Here is a 19,875-nt window from a genome sequence, read left to right as displayed (position 1 = left end):
GAGCGAAAACTAACGTTAGGTGAGAAAGCGCTCTGTCGCATTAAGGCGTCGTCAGGTAACATGTTGTTTTTTTACGATGTTGCTTGCCCATGTCTCTAATCCGAAAAGCCTTCCGTCGCCTGCATTACCCCACTGATGTTATCGCGCAATGTGTTCGCTGGTATCTCGCTTATGCCCTCAGCCTGCGTAATCTCGAGGAGATGATGGCAAAGCGTGGCGTTATTGTTGACCACTCCACGTTACACCGCTGTGTTATCCGTCTGGTGCCCTTGCTGGATAAGGTATTTCGACGACATAAACGCTCAGTAGGTCGTCGGTGGCGCATGGATGAAACCTACATCAAAGTCAAAGGTCAGTGGAAATATCTGTACCGCGCGGTGGATAATTCAGGCCAGACCATCGACTTCCTGCTGACCGCCAAACGGGATGCTGCAGCTGCATTACGCTTCTTTCGCAAAGCCATTCGACACCACGATGAACCTGAAATAGTGACCCTTGATAAAAGTGGCGGCAACACGGCAGCGCTGACTACACTCAACGCCGACAAACCAGAAGAAGAAACCATTACTGTCAGACAGAACAAGTATCTGAATAACCTGATTGAGCAGGATCACCGAAATATCAAACGTCGTATACGCCTGATGCTGGGATTCAAATTGTTCCGGCGGGCACAGACGCTCCTGGTTGGCATCGAATTGATCCACATGAACGTAAAGGACAATATCAACATCCGCAAAATGAGGGATTGTCACCTGCGGAACAATTTTATCTGTTGGCTGCCTAAATAACCGGCAGCGCCACTTTTGCTAACTTCTTTACGCTAATACGACAGAGCCCTAATGAAAGAGTATTGTTGCGATAAATGGATTCTTGCGTAAAACAGAACAGTTAACAGCATTAGTGTTAAATGATGAATAATATCAGGGCACGGAAAAATGTTAACCCATCATTGATACATCTTTTATCAGCTCTCCGCATACCTCTGCCACGGCTGTTAGTCGCCAGCAATCGTCTTACAATGACTGCTATATACAATCTATATAGTAAGTGGTATGCTATTACTATATGCTTTACATATAGTAATAAGAAAGAGAGGTTAATCATGACGACTATTGATGAAACTAATATAGCCGCGACAGTTAAACGCCATCCACGCGTCGGTAAAAGCAAAGTGGAAACCCGCGCACAAACTACGCCGAAGAAATTTCTTTTCCAGCTGCGTGCGCGTGACAACGAGTACGGAGTAAGCGAAGAAACGTTTACCCGCCTTATGGAAGAGCTGGCTCTTAACCAGACTGAGCTAGTCCATAAAGCGTTACGCTACCTGGCGCACGATGTTCTACCAGCCTATGAACTTGATAATGGCCCACTGACAGATGCCCAGCATGCTGTCATTTCTAAAATGTCAGGTATGGAAATCTCAGAAGAAGATCTGGACTCTCCATTATTCAAATAAGCAGGAAGCGCATGGCTACTGATTTTAAACCATTACCGAAGCCCGGAGACATACTCTGGTGTAAGTTTCCTCATCGCGAGGACTTAGGCAACCCTGGGCCATACCCGCGCCCCGGGCTTATACTGAACGTGTTTACCGATATTAACGCGGTGCTTATTACCTATGGAACGTCACAGATCGGTAAGGTCTACGATGGGGAATTTGTCATTAATGAACAACTTGATACCGCTGGGCTTGATGTTCCGACAAAATTCGACTTGAATCGACTTCAAAAACTACCCTTCAATGACGTGTGGTTTGACGCATCACCTGGTGTAACAGTCAAGATCCCATTACCAAAAATGGGTGTCATACCGCCAACGTTTATGCCTGTCATGCGCGCCGCTTGGGCGAAGCGCCCGAAATAATACAAAACCCGGTTCGGCAGGTTTCAGTGTCATTTTCAGAAGGCGACTGCATTAATATCAAAAGTCGATAACACAAACTATTTTAGAAGTAAATAATGCAGTCATCCTGAAACTTGTGAGCATATTGAGTCGTTTTTGGGATGAAATCACCCACCTACAGTTTTCACACTAAAACTCTATTTACAGTAAAGGGGCTTGTTGCAAATAATGAGAGTCGGTGATTTTACTCATTGATGGGTGGAATAATTAGGCTAAAACCGTCTCAATGTTAAAGAGCCGATTCATAAAGGTGGATCTTTCCTGCACTAGACATTCAGGTTCGTCACGGCGTAGCCAAATATCAAATTGACCTTTATTCAGTCGTCGCAATGTTTCAAATCCCTGAAGCGTTGACCACGCTCGATTTGGCCGTTTGAACCCCCCGGCCGCTTTTACCAATTTTTTGATGGGTGCATGGTCAGGGGTCCGCTTGGAAAACGGAAAATATCCTACGCTAAGACTATTTTTTGTACAGACCACTATCTACTGAGCGTAACGAGCGGTATTTCCCTAATCCCAGCTTAAGATTGGTTCGCCAGACGTAATCTCCGCTCAGGTTGATATGTTCCCAACCCAGCGGCGACAGATGAGAGATCAGTTGCTCATTAATCGGGATCCCTTTTCGTCTCAGGGAATCTATGGCCCTTTCTATATATACCGTATTCCACAGGGAGATCGCCGCAGTCAGTAACGTCAGACCACTGGCACGATAGCTCTGATTCTCCAGTCCCCGATCTCTGATTTCACCCAGCCGATGCATAAAGACCGCTCGCGCAAGGGCATTGCGGGCCTCACCTTTATTCAGCCCCGCCTGTACACGTCGACGCAGTGATGGATCGCGAAACCAGTCCAGCATAAACAGTGCCCGTTCGATGCGCCCGATTTCCCTCAATGCCTTTGCAAGGCCATTTTGTTTAGGGTAACTGGCCAGTTTTTTCATCATCAGCGATGCGGTCACTGTCCCCTGTTTTATCGAGCTTGCGAGGCGAAGCACCTCATTCCAGTGTGTCTCAATGTCCTTAAGATTCAGAGGGGTTGTGGATATAACAGACTGAAGTCCAGGATAACGCTCAGCCTTTCCATGAATAAAAAGCCGCTTGTCGTGAAGATCCCGGATCCTTGGCGCAAAAGCGAATCCGAGCAGATGCATCAGCGCGAAAACATGCTCAGTGAAACCTGCGGTGTCGGTGTAATGCTCTATAATTTCCAGATCACTTTCGTGATACAGCAGACCATCAAGTACGTGGGTGGAGTCCCGCACGCGGCTGATCACTTTGGTGTAAAACGGGCTGTACTGGTCCGAAATATGCGTGTAAATCTGCACGCCTGGCTCCTGACCGTATTTTAAATTGACCTGACCGGCATAACGCCCGTGACTGCCAACCCGAAAGTTCTGCCCATCAGACGATGACGTTGTTCCATCGCCCCAGAATGCCGCCAGATGCCGCTGTTTCTGAGCATTAACCAGCTCAGCCAGTGCTGCTGAATACGTTTCATCCCTGATGTACCAGGCCTGAATGCCCTCGAGTGACGATTTTGTGATTCAGCCATTTTTGTCAGTCCCAGGTTGATCCCATCCGCCAAGATGGTGGTCAGTAACAATTTTCTGTCTTTCGGTCTGACGTTATTATTTTTGAGATGTGTGAAATGGCGGGTAAAACCGGTCCAGCCGTCCACTTCATCCAGCATTTCCGTAATTTTAGGGTGAGGCAACATACCGTAAACCAGATCGGCAAAAGGGGATGCTGCTGAAGGGACACTGTTATCCAGCGGGGTAATTTTCACACCTTTATCCGATATATCAACATCAGGCAAATCACCGGCCAGTGCCATCGCATTCACTTCCTCCAGGCGCGATGCCAGAAGCGTCATACGGCTCTTGATGTATTCATGGCAATCGGTCGGAATAGCAAGGGGTAACTGATTATCCCGGAGTGATTTTTCAAATTCGTCTGACGGGATCAGATAATCATCGAAATTCCTGTAGCGGCGCGACCCCTTTACCCAGATATCGCCAGAACGTAATGCTCCCTTAAGCTCATTCAGCACGCAAAACTCGTAATATTTGCGGTCAATACCGGAGGGAGTGATCACGACCTTTCGCCAGCTTTCAGGAATTAACCCGGTTGGTGCGGATGGCGGGACTTTTCGGAGTTGTTTCCGATACATCTCCCTGACGGTATCGAGCGCGTCACTGAGCTGTATTGCGGCGGGCGCAGCCCTGAATTGCAACGCTGACAGCATCCGGGGGGCATATTTACGCAGCGTACTGTATTTTTCTGTGATCAGATGAAGCGGGTCGAAGGTGTCCTTACGTGACAGGAACCGCGTTTCCTCCACGCTGTTGAAGAATTCCGGCCAGGGAAGGACATCTTCTATTGCTGCCCAGGGGTCTTCACCGGATTCTCTGGCGTTAAGTAATGCCTGCCCGACAGTAACGTACTGCTTCAGCTTGCTCTGAATAAGCTTTCCCGTTTGCTGAAGCCGTTCGGCCTGCGTACGTTTTGCCCTGCTGAACAGACTGCTAAGAATGCGCTCGTGCAGATCAATAACTTCGTCAGTCAGGGTGGCTCTGGCTTCCGATATTATACAAACCAGCGAGGCATAACGGCGGACATCCGTGAATTTAGCCAGGTCCCGGCTACTCATTTTCCTGCCTTCGCGCGCGAGTTTCAGTAGCCGGTTCTGGTGAACGGAAAGCGCAATGCCGTCAGGCAGTGCCAGCGACTCAATTGCATTTAACCGGTCGATATGTTGCAGGACATTTTTGCCATTAATTTTTCCCGGAGGCTGGAGCAGCCAGGCCAGCCGTGAAGGTTGTTCACCCTCAGATATCAGCAGACTGTCCAAAGCCGCTTTTTGCCCCGGTTCAAGCTGCGCGATAAGCGCAGAAAAAACCGCCCTGTCGGCAAGCGTTGTTGCTTCAGCAAGAGTCCGCTCGATGACATCAACAGAGGGGAAAATAACATTATTAGCGTGGAGCCAGGAGAGCATTTCCTCTGCAAGCAAAAAGCCTTTGTCTGTCCGCATGGCATGGGGGTAAAGGTGGCGAACGCAGTTTTTTTGCAGGGCCCGGTTGAAAGGGGTTAATTCCAGGTAGCGGTAGAGTTCAGCCAGATGTTCCCAGCGGGTGACCTCTCTTGATGCATACTCGGTCCACAAATCAGGATTAAGTTTCAAATGAGCCGCAAGCCGGGAAATAACCCCGTCGTGAGGGGACATACTTTTGTCGGGAGGAAACCCCGGCCCTCGCAAATAGCAGAGTAAAACAGCAAAGCCCAGGCGGTTTGCCGGTCTGCGGTGTTTATTAATGAGAGCGAGGTCATGTTCACCCAAAAAACACATGCGCGTCAGAAGAACGTCATCATCCGGTACAACCAGCAAGCGTTCTTTTTCTTCACTGCTGAGTATTTGTCTCCGTGGCATAAATGCTTCCTCTGCATATAGTTTATTTGAGTTATCGCTTAGTACTGACCGAAACCGGTCGGTTTCGTACATCTATTATCATTACCGTCCGAAAGTCAGTGAATTTACTATCGTACATGCGTTATGATTCGTACATCCTTTTCGTACAGAAAATATCACTATGTCACGTGTTTTTGCCTACTGTCGTGTCTCAACCCTAGAGCAGACAACCGAAAATCAGCGAAGAGAAATTGAGACGGCTGGTTTCGCTGTAAAATCTCAGCGACTGATTGAAGAACACATCAGCGGCTCAGTTGCCGCCAGTGAGCGGCCAGGTTTTTCTAAACTGCTCGACCGGATGGAAAATGGCGATGTGCTGATTGTTACCAAACTAGACCGACTTGGGCGCAATGCGATGGATATCAGAAAAACGGTGGAACAGCTGGCTGCTTCAGATATTCGCGTTCACTGTCTCGCTCTGGGCGGAGTGGATCTGACCAGCCCGGCAGGAAAAATGACCATGCAGGTCATCTCTGCTGTGGCGGAATTTGAAAGAGATTTGCTGCTTGAGCGTACGCACTCTGGTATTGCGCGAGCAAAAGCAGCCGGAAAGCGGTTTGGACGTCCTTCAGTACTGAATGAAGACCAGAAAACTACGGTGATTGCACGGATTAACGCCGGGATCAGTATCAGCGCCATTGCGCGGGAATTTAATACCACCCGGCAAACCATACTCAGAGTAAAGGCAGAACATCAATGACCCTGAGTTATCAGCTGGACGGTCTGCTATGTGCTAGGAGCGGTCATTATCGTTGCAAACTCATGCTCAAAAGATGACGGGTGTTCTTAAAGGGGATAGTCCGCATCCTGGATGCCTGATTTTGTCAAACTTACACAATCAATTATTTCAGCTCAATTTATGTAATGGCATAATCAGGTTGGCAAAAGTGAGAGTGAAAATGGATAAAAAATCTAAAAATCAGATAGTAGATAGTGACATTGCCCGTTTATTACTTAAACACAGAAAGGCTCGCAACTTGACTGTAACTGAGCTTGCTCAGCGATCGGGCGTCAGTCAGGCTATGATTAGCAAAGTTGAACGAGGTACCTCTAGCCCCAGTGCAACAATACTTAGTCGTTTAGCTAACGCGATGAATATTACGTTATCAAAACTATTCGCAGAGCTTGAACTGCATCAGAACTCACTTGTTCTCTTTGCTCATCAGCAACAATTTTGGACGGATGAGCAATCAGGTATGACCCGCTGGTCTCTTTCCCCTGCGGGGGCATGCCCGGAACTGATAAAAGTTGAAATCCCTGCAATGGGTCGACTTACGATACCCGCCTCCGCTAATGAGCACCTTTCCGGGCAAACACTGTGGATGCTGAGTGGTAGCCTTGATTTTAGGGTCAATCATCAGACCCACCATTTACAAGCCGGTGACTGTCTTGCCCTTACCTTTGCAAGCGAATACCAAATGAGCAATCCTGATAGCGAGCGGAGTTGTTCTTACATCGTCGCTTTTAGCCAAAAAAAGCAATGATATTTCCTTTGCCACAATGGTTACATTTTCTTCGCTATTTTTAGATGCAACAGGGGGTATGGCCTTCCCTGATTATCCCGCTCGGAACGCCCTGATACCTGAAAACCCATATGCTGATAAAACCCTACAGCTTGCTGGTTTTGTTCATTTACATCGACGCTTAAATCTGGATGCAGCGCCAGTGCATGTGAAATCAACCGTTTGCCGACGCCAAGGCCGCGAGCAGAAGCATCTACAAAAAGTGCCTCCAGATGACCCTCATGCAAAAACATAAATCCTAATGGCTGATCATCCTGATTTGTTGCAACCCATACAGGGGTTTCTGAAAAAAAGTCGACAACTTCTTTTTCGATTTCTTGTCGGTCATGAGCTGTCAGAAAATCGTGCGTAGCATCTACTGAGCTCTTCCAAATTGGTATAATTTCTGACGCTTCAGATGGTCGTGACATTCTGATTTCTAACATTTTTGAACCTTTAAGTGATCTTTACTTCGTGTATTAACGTACAAAATGAGACCACTTAAATTTACTATAGTGAAATTAAATTCACAATAGTGATTTAATCGTCAATTCTTTTATTCCTCATGAGTAGTGGTAACACGCTGGTTGGCTTGGCTCTATTCAGCATCTGCGACAAAGATCCTAGTCTTTTTTTAAAACAAACTTCCGCTTCGCTCAAAGCTGCCTGTCATGCCTGCTTAAAAAACAGGCTTAGCGTAGGATATTTTCCGTTTTCCCAGCGGACCCCATTCAGGTCACCAAGAAAGAAGAAGCGTATAATATTCGTTTCCAGGCCATTCGTGATAATAAATTAATTAATTGGTCGGGTATGATGATACCTGGTGAACATAAATCTGTTAATCAGGATGGTAACCAAATTAAGGTGAGCTTCTCTCGCCAATAACCCGTATTACTTTAGATCCCCCCGCCAGGCACAATGGTTGCACCTGGCTGGTAGATTGGTTATAATGTAACCGCAGAGAAAGGTTACAGCCTTTCCCTGCTAATCTAACTAACTGATTAGATTGCTTAAGTGAATAAGCTGATTACACAACATTAGTAATGACATCTTTGAGATAACACTGGCTAATACTACTGGAACCGCAAATTTCCCGATTAGCCAGATTTTCAACATCGGAATCCCATACAAGAAAACGAAAACAATAGAAACAAAATAAAATAACATTACCAAAAGTCGTAGGAATACAGAGCAAAATTTATTTTTCTGGTAGGCTGTGTATATATTACGTGTATGAGAACATACGTGATGAGTAACGTTTGCTACGTCGCCGATGGAAATTGAAAGTAAAACCATAGTATCTATGATGGTAGATACAATACCGTTGAGAAAGTGTGACATTAGTTATACGTTCCTTATATAATTGAAAATAGATAATTGTGTTTGAAACATTAATTTTCATGATTTGCAACTCACTGTTTAGTGATTGAAAAATTACAAATAGAACCAGCCGCCACAATATTGAAGCGTCAAAGGTTTATTTTTTTAGATAGAACTTCCGGTCATGTTTTATATATTATTCATCATCTTTCTCCTTTTACTGTTAATAGGTAATATTGCCAAACTAAGATAATAGTTCGCCGCCAAAAAGAATATTTTCTTCTTAAGGTGGGTGATCTATAAGATGGGGTGTATAACAATTCTTGGAAAGGAACAGTTATTGGAAGAATTTGTGCATTTACTTTCTTCTACTATTTTTAATTTTACATTAAAAATGCTAAAATGTCAATAATTTAAATTCATTTCCCTTAGGGAAAATTATAACATAATTGAAATTGTTGAATTGTGCAAAAAGTGCTATATTTCGGAGGTGTCTCATCACCGTCCTAGCACTTGGGTTTACCGGTAGACTGCCAAACTCGGACGAGTCCCCTACTCCCGCCCTGAATGTCTGCTATAATCCGTTCTGTCTCAGGGGCTTGCATACCGCCAGAGACAGACAATCGGGGCGTCTCGGGCGCGTTACGCTCCGATTGTCACCCTTTTTTACTTGGCTTTTCCCCCCTTTAGCGAAAACTCCCAAAACCCGCCGTGACCGATCACCTATTTATTTTCGTTGCTTTCTTCAATAGCCATTTTTGCTTTGTTGACGATCCGTATAACTGTTCTTTCAGATACACCAGTGAGCCTTGCTGTATCCCTGATACTTTGGCCATTTTTGATGCGCAGCTCTATTATTTTCTCATGCAAAAGGCGATCTGCTTGTCGTCCCTTAAATTTCCCCGCCGCTTTGGCTTTGGTTATCCCCTCTTCCTGGCGCCGACGTCGATCGCTGTAATCTTTACGTGCGATAGCGGCCAACATATCTAACATCATGCCATTGATGGCTTTCAGTATTGCTTGGGTGAACTCATCACTGGCGTTCGCGGTCAGTGCCATGTGACTTGTGGGTAAATCCAGGCTAACAACGACAAGTCTTTTTTCCTGGATAAGATGTTTTAGTTTCTGCCATCCCTCTTCATCCAGTCGGGAGAGTCGGTCGACCTGTTCGATAAGAATAATGTCACCCGGTGCCGCATCATCGAGCAGTCGTAAAAGTTCTGGCCGCTGGAGTGACGCCCCGGACACATTTTCGGTGTACCAACTGGCCATCCGAAAACCTTTCTCTTCCACAAAAGCTTTCATACGGTTTTTTGCCCGGAGAGCGTCTTGTTCTTTGGTTGAGGCGCGGAGATAGCCGTGAATGTACATTTTTTACCCACAAGTGACGTTTAGGTGATGATCATAATGTACATGACAGATAAGTGATGATCCAATGGGGAAATGACCATAATTTTAGCTATGACATTAGGGTATATATAAATGTCATAGATTTTGGGCAGGATGAAATTCATGTATATCTTTGTATTACTACTTTGAATTAAAAAACTAACTGGCACATTAAAATGGATAGACTTATAATGAATGTAAGATTATGTCTTACGTGAGGTATTTATGGCTAGGACAATGACAGTAGATATTGGTGAGGAACTTCGCGACTTCATAGACTCGCTGGTTAGCTCAGGTGATTATAGAACTCAAAGCGAAGTGCTCCGTGATGCTTTGCGTTTATTGCGTGAAAAGCAGGCTGAATCCCATTTACAATCATTACGGGACTTATTGGCTGAAGGTGTGAGTAGCGGTACGCCAGAAACCTGGAACAAAGATGTATTCCTGCAGAGAATAAGGGAAAGGGTTAATCTGAATGAAAGAGATTAATCTGACACCGAAAGCAATTGATGATTTGGAAAATATTTGGCTTTATGGCCAGATACAATTTGGTTTAGCCAAGGCGGATGAATATGTCGCTCGCTTTTCTGACATATTTGATATTTTGGCCAGACATGAAATTGGTACACAACGATCTGAGTTGGGTGAAAATATTTTTTCTCTTCCTATTGAAAAGCATGTGATTTTCTTCGTTCCATCCGAGTCTTCTATCACTGTAATTCGTATTCTTAATCAATCACAGGACGTAAATCGTCACATTACCTGGAGATAGAACTGCATCCTGAGTACAAGGGCTGAACGATGTCCTGATTACTCTTGACCCAAAACCAAACAATATCGCTAGTTTCAGAAACGTTATATCAAAATCCATTTATGCTGCTCTATATCAAAATGTAGCGACCTCACCCCTTAAGAATATCTCAGATTTCGTGTAGCGCAATCGGCATTCTTGTATACGGACTCATTCTGAAATGAGGATCTGAAACTAAAGATAAAAATCATCTTGTCTTTAAGTAAATATTTTACATAAACGTCTATATGTAGCATTATTGTATGTATACTTAAATGCTACATGTTGAGGTGTTTTGTGTCGGTAAATACTAAACAAATCTATAGAGTGGCCGAGCGCTCTGAACATATGCTCACTCTTCTGACCAAACAGATTAAGGAACAAAAGGAAGAGCTGGAAGAAACAACTTATTTCCAGACTTATGCCAAGGCTGCTGTTGCCAAATTACCTAAATTGACACGTGCAAGTGTTGACTATGCTGTCACCGAAATGGAAGAGCAAGGTTACACGTTTTTGAAGAAACCGGCTGGAACATCTATAAAATATGCAATGTCACTGCAAAATATTATAGATATATATCATCATCGTGGTGTTCCTAAATACCGTGATCGCCACGATGAAGCCTTCACTATTTTTGTTGGTAATTTGAAAGGTGGTGTATCGAAAACAGTAAGTTCGGTTTCTCTTGCTCATGGATTACGTGCCCACCCTCACCTACTTTATGAAGATTTAAGAATTCTGGTTATAGATCTTGATCCTCAATCTTCAGCTACAATGTTTCTAAATCACTCTCGTTCTATTGGGGCTGTAGATACAACCTCTGCTCAGGCAATGCTACAGAATGTCACCCGCGAAGAACTTCTGTCTGAATTTGTCATTTCTTCTATTGTGCCGGGAGTTGATGTTATCCCTGCTTCTATTGAAGATGCATTTATTGCATCGCAATGGAAAGAACTGTGTACCGAAAATTTGCCTGGCCAGAATATCTATACCGTTCTTAAAGAGAACATTATTGATAAACTCAACAAGGATTATGATTTTATCTTTATTGATAGTGGCCCACATCTCGATGCTTTCCTGAGTAATGCCATTGCTGCATCTAACTTGCTTATGACTCCGATCCCCCCTGCTCAGGTCGATTTCCACTCCACTCTAAAATATCTCACTCGTCTTCCTGAACTCATTGAGATGATTGCAAAATCAGGGGCTAAGTATCCCCTTCAGGGCAATATAGGATTTATGTCTAAATTGCAGAATAAATCTGACCACAAGCTTTGTCATAGTCTGGCCAAAGAGATATTTGGGGGTGATATGTTGGATGTGGCCCTACCACGGCTTGACGGTTTTGAACGATGTGGCGAATCTTTTGATACGGTTATTTCCGCCAACCCCTCTACCTATGTTGGTAGTAGTGAGGCATTAAAAAATGCTCGTGCTGCAGCGGAAGATTTTGCTAAAGCTGTATTCGATCGCATCGAATTTATTCGGATGAACTGAGGTAACCCATGACAAAAAAACGCCCAACCATCGGCCGGACATTTAGTGGTTCTCCTTTGTCCAATATATCAACTGATAATTATCGTCAAATATTCACTCTTTCCTCAGGGAAAAAAGCTGTATTCATGTTCGAAACCATTCCGGAAGAGGATATTGCTGAACGTTCATTTGTATCTCTGGCCACAAATGGCAGAGATCAAGCGGGTGTCACGGAGGAATCACTTCAGGACATTATCAGAACCATTCGTCTTCAACAATTTTTCCCGGCAATTGGACGTATAATTGATGGAAAGATTGAAATTCTCGACGGTTCACGTCGCAGAGCTGCCGCATTGATTTGCCATGTCGATCTCAATGTCTTGGTTACTCAGGATGATATTGATATGGATGATGCGAGAAAACTCGCCGCTGATATTCAAACCGCAAAAGAACATAATTTACGTGAGATTGGATTAAGGCTTTTACTTCTCCGTGATTCAGGCATGAACCAGAAAGAGATAGCCCAATCTGAACGCTTATCTCCCGCGAAAGTTACCCGAGCTATTCAGGCCGCGTCGGTACCTGAGATGATGTTAGAGCTTTTCCCTGTTCAATATGAACTAACCTATCCAGATTATAAATTATTGCTCGATATTGATGAACAATTACGGCTGCGTAGTCTCGAACTAGAGACATTTGTTGATTCTGTTAGGAAGCAAATAAAAACAATTTATAATGCCAGTGAACTAGTCTCTGATGAACTGAAAAATGAAATAATCAAATCGTTCCGACATGTTTTAGACGAAATTTTAGCTAAACCAGGAAAACAGGCTGCTGTTGTTGAAAAATTATGGGACTTTGAAGAAAAAGATAAATACGCTAGAAAACGTATAAAGGGGCGCGCTTTTAGCTATGAGTTTAGCCGTTTGCCAAAAGAGTTGCAGGTAGAACTTGACCGACTTATTTTGCACACAATGAAGAAACATTTATCACAGTAATTCTATCAACTCAGTGGCGATTTCAGCCTGAAATTGCCACTGAAATCAGTGCTGTAATCTGCTTATTTTCTTATCCAACCATAAAAGTTCGCCATCGAATAAAAATCATTAATTAATTGTTTTATATTGATATTTTATTTTTATTTCAGGGTGAAATCGCCAAAATTTCAGTGAGGTTACTCTACTGAAAATAGATAAAATATCTATGGCGAACTTTCTTATTGTCATTGCTGGTATTTATCGTGAAATATTATGCGTCTTTTCTTCCATCAAGTTAGGTTAAATAGAGAAAGTTAGTCACTGCAGATTTTGACAACAGATGTTTGTCGTGTCGGTTTTTACTACATATTAAGTGACCTACCCCCAGGATTAGATACAACGCTCACTTAGTAATGTCGGATCCTGACCCGCTCCTCGTATGTGATCCATTCATAATCAGGAATAACCGGCTTCATTCTGGCTGCATATTCTGGCAACCGGCAGATTTCTCGGCAAATTCAGAAGGAGTCATCCAGCCCAGGGCAGAATGGGGACGGCTCTGGTTATAGTGTATCCGCCAGCCCTCGATTTTGCACCGTGCATCCTCCAGAGACATGAACCAGTTCTCGTTCAAACATTCCTGCCGCAATCTGCCATTAAAGGACTCCACCGTAGCGTTGTCCGTCGGTGTTCCCGGGCGTGAGAAGTCGATCCTGATCCCTCTTTCATTCACCCACTTGTCCAGCATTTTCCCTGCAAATTCAGAACCATTATCGGTTTTCAGCAACTGCGGTAAAGGACGCCTGATTCAGCATCTCTGCCACTTCTGTTGAACGCAGATTCTGTCCCACGCAGATCCCCAGGCATTAGCGGGTGTAAAGGTCGATAACCGTCAACAGGCGTAGTCGTCGCCCGTCAAACAACGCATCAGAAACAAAATCCATGCCCCAGACGTGGTTTGGATATAAGCCCTGAGGCTGAGGCTGAGGCTGCGGCTGCTGGGCAGATTTATTGCGACGTGGCAGTTTGAGGCGTAGCGACAGCCCTTGCTCACAGTAGAGGCGGTAGATCCGTTTGTGATTGTCGCGCCAGCCCTCACGCCGGAGCATCACGTGTACCCGGCGATATCCGTAGTGAATTCGCGTTTCGGTGATCTCACGAATACGCAGGCGCAGTGCGCTGTCATCGGCAGCAACAGAACGATATCTAAACGAGCTGCGGCTGAGCCGTAGCGCAAAACAGATTTGTCTTTCGCTGGCACCGTATCGGGCCTGTAAATCCCTGACCCATTCGCGCAGGCGTGCCAGCGTCAGTTCTTTTTTGCCAGCACATCCTGTAGCATCGCCTTGTCGAGGCTCAGATCAGCAACCAGCCTCTTCAGCCTGAGATTTTCCTCTTCGAGCTGCCGCATGTGCTTCAGCTCTGAAGGGGAAATTCCGCCGTATTTTTTACGCCACGTGTAAAAGGTGGCATCAGAGATACCCAGTTTACGGCAGACTTCAGGTACCGATGTACCCAGCTCGGCCTGTTTCAGGGCAAAGACAATCTGTTCTTCGGTGAATCGTGACTTTTTCATCGGCACAACCTCCACTCAGGGGAGTGTTTATCATGCCGGAATTCTGTTTCTGAATGGAACAGGATTTTGGGGTAAGGTCAATTACTACAAGCGTTTCTCAGGGCAGTTTGATGGCTGGTCAAGTATGAGAGTCAATATTCAATGGCGGTTAATGTTTCAATGGAACGACGGATATGCTGAAAGCATCTACCTCGATCCTCATCAAGACACCTAGCAGGGGGATTTATGCTTGATACCACTACTCGCGAACCTACTACGGTAGGCGAAATTTTGCAGGAAGAATTTTTAACCCCATTAGCCATTGGGCAGGAAGAACTGGCCGATATTATGGGCGTGACTCGCGCAACGGTTAACCGTTTGTGCAAAGGCCGTCGTCGTCTGACTGTAGAGGAAGCGACGCTGTTTTCTGAGTTGTTTGAGACGACGCCCGAATTTTGGTTGAACCTCCAAGCCGCTCATGACCGTTGGGAAGCACGAGAAGCGCTTCAAAAACATAAGCGACCCCCAATGCGTCCTATCATGGAAATGTTGGGACGGCGTATCTCACACGCCTGATCCTGCCAAATAGAAACCGCTCCATCTGAGCGGTTTTTTTCATCCCAAATCTGCCCATTTGCCTTTATTGGCCAGAACCGGCGTTGAGCCGGCACTGACCAATATACCCCCCGCTTGCGACGAGCTTCGCTCGTGCCGCTCTCACTGCTGGCACTGATGTGCCAGCGTCTGGGAAAGTCAGGCTAAAGCCCGGCCTTTCTGGTGATCCCCTTTACTCTGGCAATAGCGCTGTGAGTCTTTCGCCGTGACAGACGCTATGCCGGGGCGCAGTCAGCGCAAGGGTTCGCTGGCGCCGGCTACGCCGCCCTTGCACTGCCTGCTTATACCCCGTCTCGGTCTTAATGTCACAGCGCCATACACCCAGCGCCGGCAAAAGCCAAAAGGGTATACACCAGAAGAAAGTCGAAACGAGAGGGTTTTATGACTACAACACTGAGAGATGCATTGGTCGCCCTGATTGGGCCTGAAGCGGGGATCACCCCGTACAGAACGGATGAAGAAGATAACCTGGCCCGCAGTACGTTAGCGGCCCAGGCTTTATTGAATTTTATGGATAACAGTCAATGTGATGAAATCGATGTTGAGTCGGTATTCAGTGATCTTATCGCTGATTTGTTTCATCTGGGATCATTGTTGCATCGGCAGGGGCTGTACACCGATTTTGGTCTGTGGGAAGAACGTGTTCTTGTTCGCGCGATGAATCATTTCCAGGCAGAAACGGGCATTGAGATTGATGTTAAGGGGGCGCATCCTGATGCCGCTTGCTCACTGCTGCTTTACATCAACAATAAAAAATCAACACAACACGTCGCGACAATGGCCAGTCAATTAGCCGCAGAGTTATCACTCATTATTAAAAATGTTGAGGGGTTGCCAACGGCGAATGCACTTCTGGCGGTTGTCAGTGAATGCCATAAATAGTCGTATGGCCAGAATAAGGGCATGCATTTAGCCCTTTCCCCCTTGTTCAAGACGGTATCAGGGCACGCATAATTAATGTTACTCATTCTGAGTAGCATTGAAAGCAATTTTACGCTACCAATAATACAAGTAAACTCTGTTTGGGTGTATTAATTGACTCATATTGAGTAATTAACATTGATTTCCAACATCACTCATCTATAATAAGACTCAAATTGAGTAACTTAAAAGGGCACTGAAATGAAACATATTTGCTGTGACGACGGCTCCACTAATGTAAAGCTGGCCTGGTTTGATAATGACAACCTCAACACTTTCCTCTCCCCCAACTCTTTTCGCCCCGGTTGGAAAATCGAAGGCATGGGAAGCCGACGCACGTTCAACTATCAAATTGATGGCGTGAAATACACATTTGATGACGTCAGTCACCAGGCAATCAGCACAACTAATATTGAATATCAGTACAGTGATACCAACTTGTTGGCGGTGCATCATGCTTTGCTCAACAGCGGCTTGGAACCCCAGGCGGTTAAATTGACAGTAACATTGCCTATCAGTGAGTTTTATACCGAGGACTGCCAGAAAAACACGGTGAATATTCAACGTAAAATTGAGAATCTTTTACGGCCGGTAGTGCTGAATAAAGGTCAATGCTTTGATATTTCGGCAGTTGAAGTGATGCCGGAATCATTACCCGCTGTTTTCTCTGCATTGGCCCGTGAGAATGTCGGGCCGCTTGAAACCTCACTTGTCATTGATTTAGGCGGTACGACGCTCGATGCAGGGGTGATTGTTGGCCAGTTCGATGACGTAACGGCAATCCATGGCAACCCGATGATCGGTGTTTCACTGGTGACGCAGGCTACCTTAACGGCATTACGTATCGCGGAGAGTGATACCAGTGCATTCGTAGCCGATACGGTTATCCAGCGTCGTCACGACCGGGAGTTTTTATCTCAGGTTATCAATGACGGCTCGCGGGTTGATAATGTGATTGATACGATTGAGACAGCGATCAGTCGCTTAGGTGACCGTGTTGTGAATGAATTAGCCCGATTCCGTCATGTAAACCGGGTATGGCTGGTCGGTGGGGGCGCCCCACTGATAGAATCAGCGATACGAAATGCCTGGAAATTACCTGCAGAACGGATAACGCTAGTTCCCAATCCGCAATGTGCCTTGGTCAATGAAATGGCGTTGTTTAAGCTTAAGGGGTAACAGAACGTGAGCGAGAAAAGCAGTGATAACCGCCGGAAATTTACCTGCTATCTGCAACTGGATAGTGAAGCTGATCGCCATGCGTTGGATGTCGTTGAGTCCATATCACAGCGGGTAAGGGGGGATTTCTTGCGTAATGCCGTTATTACGACAGCAGCACTGCATCAGCTCGACCCTCGGTTGCCGGTGCTATTGGCCACCCTGTTTAATGGCCAGTTGACGGCTGATCAACTGGTCAACTTGCTGACTCAAACTACCGGATGGAAACCCAGCCAGGCGGATATTCGCGACGTGATCGCCTCATTAGGGGCGGTCGACATTGCCCCTAATGAGGCGGCAGTCCATAAGGAAGATGAACACAACTCAGATGGACTGGAAAATATTCGTAAAAAGATGGATAAGCTCATTTGAATTGTAGAAAAATAAGCAAAAATTTCCCTTTCCATTACTAAAAAGGTGCAAAAATTGCTTAAAATTCATTAAATTTATGGAGCACAGGAGCCGTATTAAATGACTGGCTACGACTTGCGATTATGGCGCTCTGGACAATTTTGGACGCGAGATGAGGTTAGATCAATTCGCATCGGAAGTCGGTGGCGGCAGGAGGATGCTGCGGAGCAACTTGGCGTAACACTGCGAACCTATCGCACTTATGAACAATATACGCCACCATTAGTGGTTGAGCTAGGTGTGCAAATTTTATCACTTCAAACCATGTTATCAGAGTTGGCCAGATTGCCTTTCGATCAGGCAATAAATCGTTTGCGAACTCTGACGGGGTGCACTAAACAAGAGCTCGGGGTCATGCCGACTTATCAGGTAGTGATGCCATCGTTAGGGTTAAAACAGTGGCGCTCAGCTCTAAAGTGGACTCAGGTACAGGTTGCGGAAAAGTTAGGGGTCACTATTCGGACCTATAAGAGCTATGAACAAGGATCCTACAAGCTTCCACGGCGGGTTATATTGGCTATTCAGGCACTGACATTGTTGGTTATGCTTCCCCAACTGGCGAATGGCCAACCTGATGATCTCCTGCCACAACTCCGGTTGCTGCTACAAACCGACGGGGCATAGCCCGTCGTTCTATGGTGGCCAAACACCGGCCACAGAAAGGATACCCGACCTTGTCGGGTCCCCCATGGACGATATTCTGCCCGATCAACGAAATCCCCCTTACGCCGTGCCCTGACACTAATCCGGGCCACGGTTCCCACAAGGGGATGCTACGCCAGCCCTTCACCCGTTCGCACTCCCTCCCTGCGGTCATTCGCTTGCGCGTGCGGCTTCCAGTTCTGCCCTTGTAAAATCCGTTATTTGCCCGTCTTGGTTTAGGGGCACGGCGTAGGCCGCTACCTTAATCTGATAACTCGGAGCGAATGTCATGAGCAATTTTATCCCTCTTCACGTCCAGCAAGCCCCCGTTTACGTTTTGTCATTGGAAAGTACCCCGTTTTCCCGCTCGATATCTGACGATGATTGCTGTGCCTGGTGCCGACATCTTTTATATCGCCCAGGGGAACTGAGTCTGTGTCAGTTACATAACATGCATGATTGGCCTGCGAGGTTTAATGAAGATGGATATCCGGTTAGTCGCCAGTAATTACTGCCCGCAAATACGTGGGGGTGAGCCAATGCACCGTTATATGCAAGCTCTGGATAGATTGATTGAAAGTGGTGGCCAATATTGTCCGTTACCTCTACCGGATGACCCCCCTAAGAAGTTGTTCCCCGCTTACGCCGTATTATGTCGAGAGCGCCGTGATCGTAAATGGCTTATGCAGTTTGAGCGCAAAGAGCGTAGTCAGGCAAAACAAAAACAGCAAAAGAGGCGACGCTATCAGTGCCTGGTCGCGCAGGCAGAAATTGAACTGGCTTTTATTACCCCGAGTGAACTTGCTGCGTGGTACAAGCGTCAGGAACGGCAGGGAATAGATGACGATGATTTGGTCGAGATGGCACAGGCTTGGGGCCGCCAGTTTGTCAATTTACGGTGCGAACCCTTCTTCATGGGGAACCCAATGTGGTCTATTGTCAGAGAAATGCGCGAAGAATTGGGGAATAGAACGGTTGTAGAACAGTGGCTTGATTCACTTATGCTCTCGAATAAACTGGAGAATTGTGCAGGGGTGAAAGTGAAATTTGAGGGGAGTACAGATGGCGAATAGGCTAAAGGATCAACTGAGCTACATAAAGAATATCAACTCATACAAGCGCTGGCTGCGTAAGAACTATTTTTATGATTATCGCAACGACAAGCAAGTGATCTCAAAACGTTGGCTGGAAGAGGGGCCGGAAAAATACCCGTGCTATGTGATACGTATGTGTACCAGTTGCAATTACGAAGAGACAGAGCCATTTTTCATCTACGGCGATGACTTAATCGACATGAGCCTTACCATACAACGAATGGTTAACTCGAGCTTGTAGAAGCTGAAAAAGCTGTTAAGTCAAAAGGCTGTTGTGGCTTCGCCACTACGGCCTTATCCCTTACTATGCCGTATATCGATATGATTCAGCGTTGAAATAAGTCAGCATCTTCTAATTATATAGTGCTTCTCTCTACTATTTTTCTTATTCCTATGGTGGCCATTCTACCTGTTCGTTCTTCCTGTACACATCATCAAACAGGGATGGGGGCCCCTTCGGCTCCCTGTGCGCAAGCGCCCAGGTCGTCGCTTACACTCCAGCTCTCCCGCGCCATCGGGCGCAGTCCAGCTTCCGCAGAGCCCCGCGATGCGTGCCTCTGTCCTGTCGGATAGTACGCGATGCCTGAACGTCAATTGC

Annotated in this window: 19 protein-coding genes and 3 pseudogenes; 17 read left to right on the top strand and 5 right to left on the bottom strand. The window is 45.9% G+C overall.

Annotated features, from left to right (window positions below):
- Positions 1-89: 89 nt before the first annotated feature.
- The 3 genes from V1956_RS24310 (at position 90) to V1956_RS24300 (ending at position 1,863) form a co-directional block, all read left to right on the top strand.
- Positions 90-784, top strand: a protein-coding gene (locus V1956_RS24310) for an IS6 family transposase (protein WP_442825888.1) whose coding sequence is annotated in 2 segments (ribosomal slippage) — positions 90-708 and positions 708-784 — 696 coding nt in all. Because the reading frame shifts where the segments join, the coding sequence is not laid out codon by codon here.
- Positions 785-1,102: 318 nt separating this feature from the next.
- Positions 1,103-1,456 carry a hypothetical protein gene (locus V1956_RS24305; protein WP_420072327.1) on the top strand — a complete coding sequence of 118 codons (354 nt, stop codon included), beginning with the start codon at positions 1,103-1,105 and terminating at the stop codon, positions 1,454-1,456.
- A gap of 11 nt (positions 1,457-1,467) precedes the next feature.
- The gene (locus tag V1956_RS24300) at positions 1,468-1,863 is read left to right on the top strand and encodes a hypothetical protein (protein ID WP_442825887.1); all 396 of its coding nucleotides are present in this window, start codon (positions 1,468-1,470) and stop codon (positions 1,861-1,863) included.
- Positions 1,864-2,109: 246 nt separating this feature from the next.
- Here the strand turns inward: V1956_RS24300 and V1956_RS24295 are convergent.
- Positions 2,110-2,322: pseudogene (locus tag V1956_RS24295) on the bottom strand (IS6 family transposase); the annotation flags it as partial.
- A gap of 40 nt (positions 2,323-2,362) precedes the next feature.
- Positions 2,363-5,328, bottom strand: a pseudogene (locus tag V1956_RS24290) (Tn3 family transposase).
- Positions 5,329-5,488: 160 nt separating this feature from the next.
- Here V1956_RS24290 and V1956_RS24285 point away from each other — a divergent pair.
- Complete coding sequence (locus V1956_RS24285) at positions 5,489-6,067, top strand: recombinase family protein (RefSeq protein ID WP_442825886.1); 579 nt, start codon at positions 5,489-5,491, stop codon at positions 6,065-6,067.
- Positions 6,068-6,266: 199 nt separating this feature from the next.
- Positions 6,267-6,851 (top strand): helix-turn-helix domain-containing protein, encoded by a 585-nt coding sequence (locus tag V1956_RS24280; RefSeq protein ID WP_442825907.1) that lies wholly within the window; start codon positions 6,267-6,269, stop codon positions 6,849-6,851.
- A 20-nt stretch (positions 6,852-6,871) separates the two neighbouring features.
- On the opposite strand, the gene V1956_RS24275 is transcribed toward V1956_RS24280, so the two are convergent.
- Together V1956_RS24275 and V1956_RS24270 are read right to left on the bottom strand one after the other, a co-directional pair.
- Positions 6,872-7,315 carry an acetyltransferase gene (locus V1956_RS24275; RefSeq protein ID WP_442825885.1) on the bottom strand — a complete coding sequence of 148 codons (444 nt, stop codon included), beginning with the start codon at positions 7,313-7,315 and terminating at the stop codon, positions 6,872-6,874.
- A 1,597-nt stretch (positions 7,316-8,912) separates the two neighbouring features.
- A complete protein-coding gene (locus tag V1956_RS24270; RefSeq protein ID WP_442825884.1) occupies positions 8,913-9,560 on the bottom strand; it encodes a recombinase family protein in 648 nt (215 codons plus the stop codon).
- A 243-nt stretch (positions 9,561-9,803) separates the two neighbouring features.
- Here V1956_RS24270 and V1956_RS24265 point away from each other — a divergent pair, with 243 nt between their 5' ends.
- The 4 genes from V1956_RS24265 (at position 9,804) to V1956_RS24250 (ending at position 12,842) form a co-directional block, all read left to right on the top strand.
- Entirely contained in the window at positions 9,804-10,067 is a 264-nt protein-coding gene (locus V1956_RS24265; RefSeq protein ID WP_442825883.1) for a type II toxin-antitoxin system ParD family antitoxin, read from the top strand.
- Positions 10,054-10,350, top strand: a complete 297-nt coding sequence (locus V1956_RS24260) for a type II toxin-antitoxin system RelE/ParE family toxin (RefSeq protein WP_050883276.1) — start codon at positions 10,054-10,056, stop codon at positions 10,348-10,350. Before V1956_RS24265 ends, V1956_RS24260 begins: the two co-directional genes overlap by 14 nt.
- A 300-nt stretch (positions 10,351-10,650) precedes the next feature.
- Positions 10,651-11,865 carry an AAA family ATPase gene (locus tag V1956_RS24255; protein WP_442825882.1) on the top strand — a complete coding sequence of 405 codons (1,215 nt, stop codon included), beginning with the start codon at positions 10,651-10,653 and terminating at the stop codon, positions 11,863-11,865.
- A gap of 8 nt (positions 11,866-11,873) precedes the next feature.
- Positions 11,874-12,842: a ParB family protein gene (locus tag V1956_RS24250; protein WP_442821536.1), complete on the top strand. Its 969-nt coding sequence runs from the start codon at positions 11,874-11,876 to the stop codon at positions 12,840-12,842.
- Between the two features lie 451 nt (positions 12,843-13,293).
- On the opposite strand, the pseudogene V1956_RS24245 reads toward V1956_RS24250, so the two are convergent.
- Positions 13,294-14,397, bottom strand: a pseudogene (locus tag V1956_RS24245) (IS3 family transposase).
- Between V1956_RS24245 and V1956_RS24240 the strand changes: the two are divergent.
- The 8 genes from V1956_RS24240 (at position 14,288) to V1956_RS24205 (ending at position 19,518) form a co-directional block, all read left to right on the top strand.
- Positions 14,288-14,611 (top strand): type II toxin-antitoxin system RelE/ParE family toxin, encoded by a 324-nt coding sequence (locus tag V1956_RS24240; protein ID WP_442825881.1) that lies wholly within the window; start codon positions 14,288-14,290, stop codon positions 14,609-14,611. The pseudogene V1956_RS24245 and the gene V1956_RS24240 sit on opposite strands and share 110 nt — an antisense overlap.
- 11 nt (positions 14,612-14,622) lie before the next feature.
- Positions 14,623-14,952, top strand: coding sequence for a HigA family addiction module antitoxin (locus V1956_RS24235; RefSeq protein WP_049615233.1), 330 nt, complete (start codon positions 14,623-14,625; stop codon positions 14,950-14,952).
- Between the two features lie 420 nt (positions 14,953-15,372).
- The gene (locus V1956_RS24230) at positions 15,373-15,873 is read left to right on the top strand and encodes a hypothetical protein (RefSeq protein WP_442825880.1); all 501 of its coding nucleotides are present in this window, start codon (positions 15,373-15,375) and stop codon (positions 15,871-15,873) included.
- A gap of 240 nt (positions 15,874-16,113) precedes the next feature.
- Positions 16,114-17,091 carry a plasmid segregation protein ParM domain-containing protein gene (gene parM / locus V1956_RS24225; RefSeq protein WP_050289029.1) on the top strand — a complete coding sequence of 326 codons (978 nt, stop codon included), beginning with the start codon at positions 16,114-16,116 and terminating at the stop codon, positions 17,089-17,091.
- A gap of 6 nt (positions 17,092-17,097) precedes the next feature.
- Positions 17,098-17,502, top strand: a complete 405-nt coding sequence (locus V1956_RS24220; protein ID WP_145544680.1) for a plasmid partitioning/stability family protein — start codon at positions 17,098-17,100, stop codon at positions 17,500-17,502.
- A gap of 99 nt (positions 17,503-17,601) precedes the next feature.
- Positions 17,602-18,165: a helix-turn-helix domain-containing protein gene (locus tag V1956_RS24215; RefSeq protein ID WP_050289026.1), complete on the top strand. Its 564-nt coding sequence runs from the start codon at positions 17,602-17,604 to the stop codon at positions 18,163-18,165.
- A 500-nt stretch (positions 18,166-18,665) separates the two neighbouring features.
- Positions 18,666-19,256 (top strand): plasmid SOS inhibition protein A, encoded by a 591-nt coding sequence (locus V1956_RS24210; protein ID WP_442825879.1) that lies wholly within the window; start codon positions 18,666-18,668, stop codon positions 19,254-19,256.
- Positions 19,246-19,518 carry a hypothetical protein gene (locus V1956_RS24205; protein ID WP_050074454.1) on the top strand — a complete coding sequence of 91 codons (273 nt, stop codon included), beginning with the start codon at positions 19,246-19,248 and terminating at the stop codon, positions 19,516-19,518. The genes V1956_RS24210 and V1956_RS24205 overlap by 11 nt, the downstream gene beginning before the upstream one ends.
- Positions 19,519-19,875 lie beyond the last annotated feature (357 nt).

Source organism: Yersinia sp. 2540 StPb PI, assembly GCF_052217165.1.
Taxonomy (GTDB): Bacteria; Pseudomonadota; Gammaproteobacteria; order Enterobacterales; family Enterobacteriaceae; genus Yersinia; species Yersinia enterocolitica_E.
This window is presented reverse-complemented; position numbering and strand designations above follow the sequence as displayed.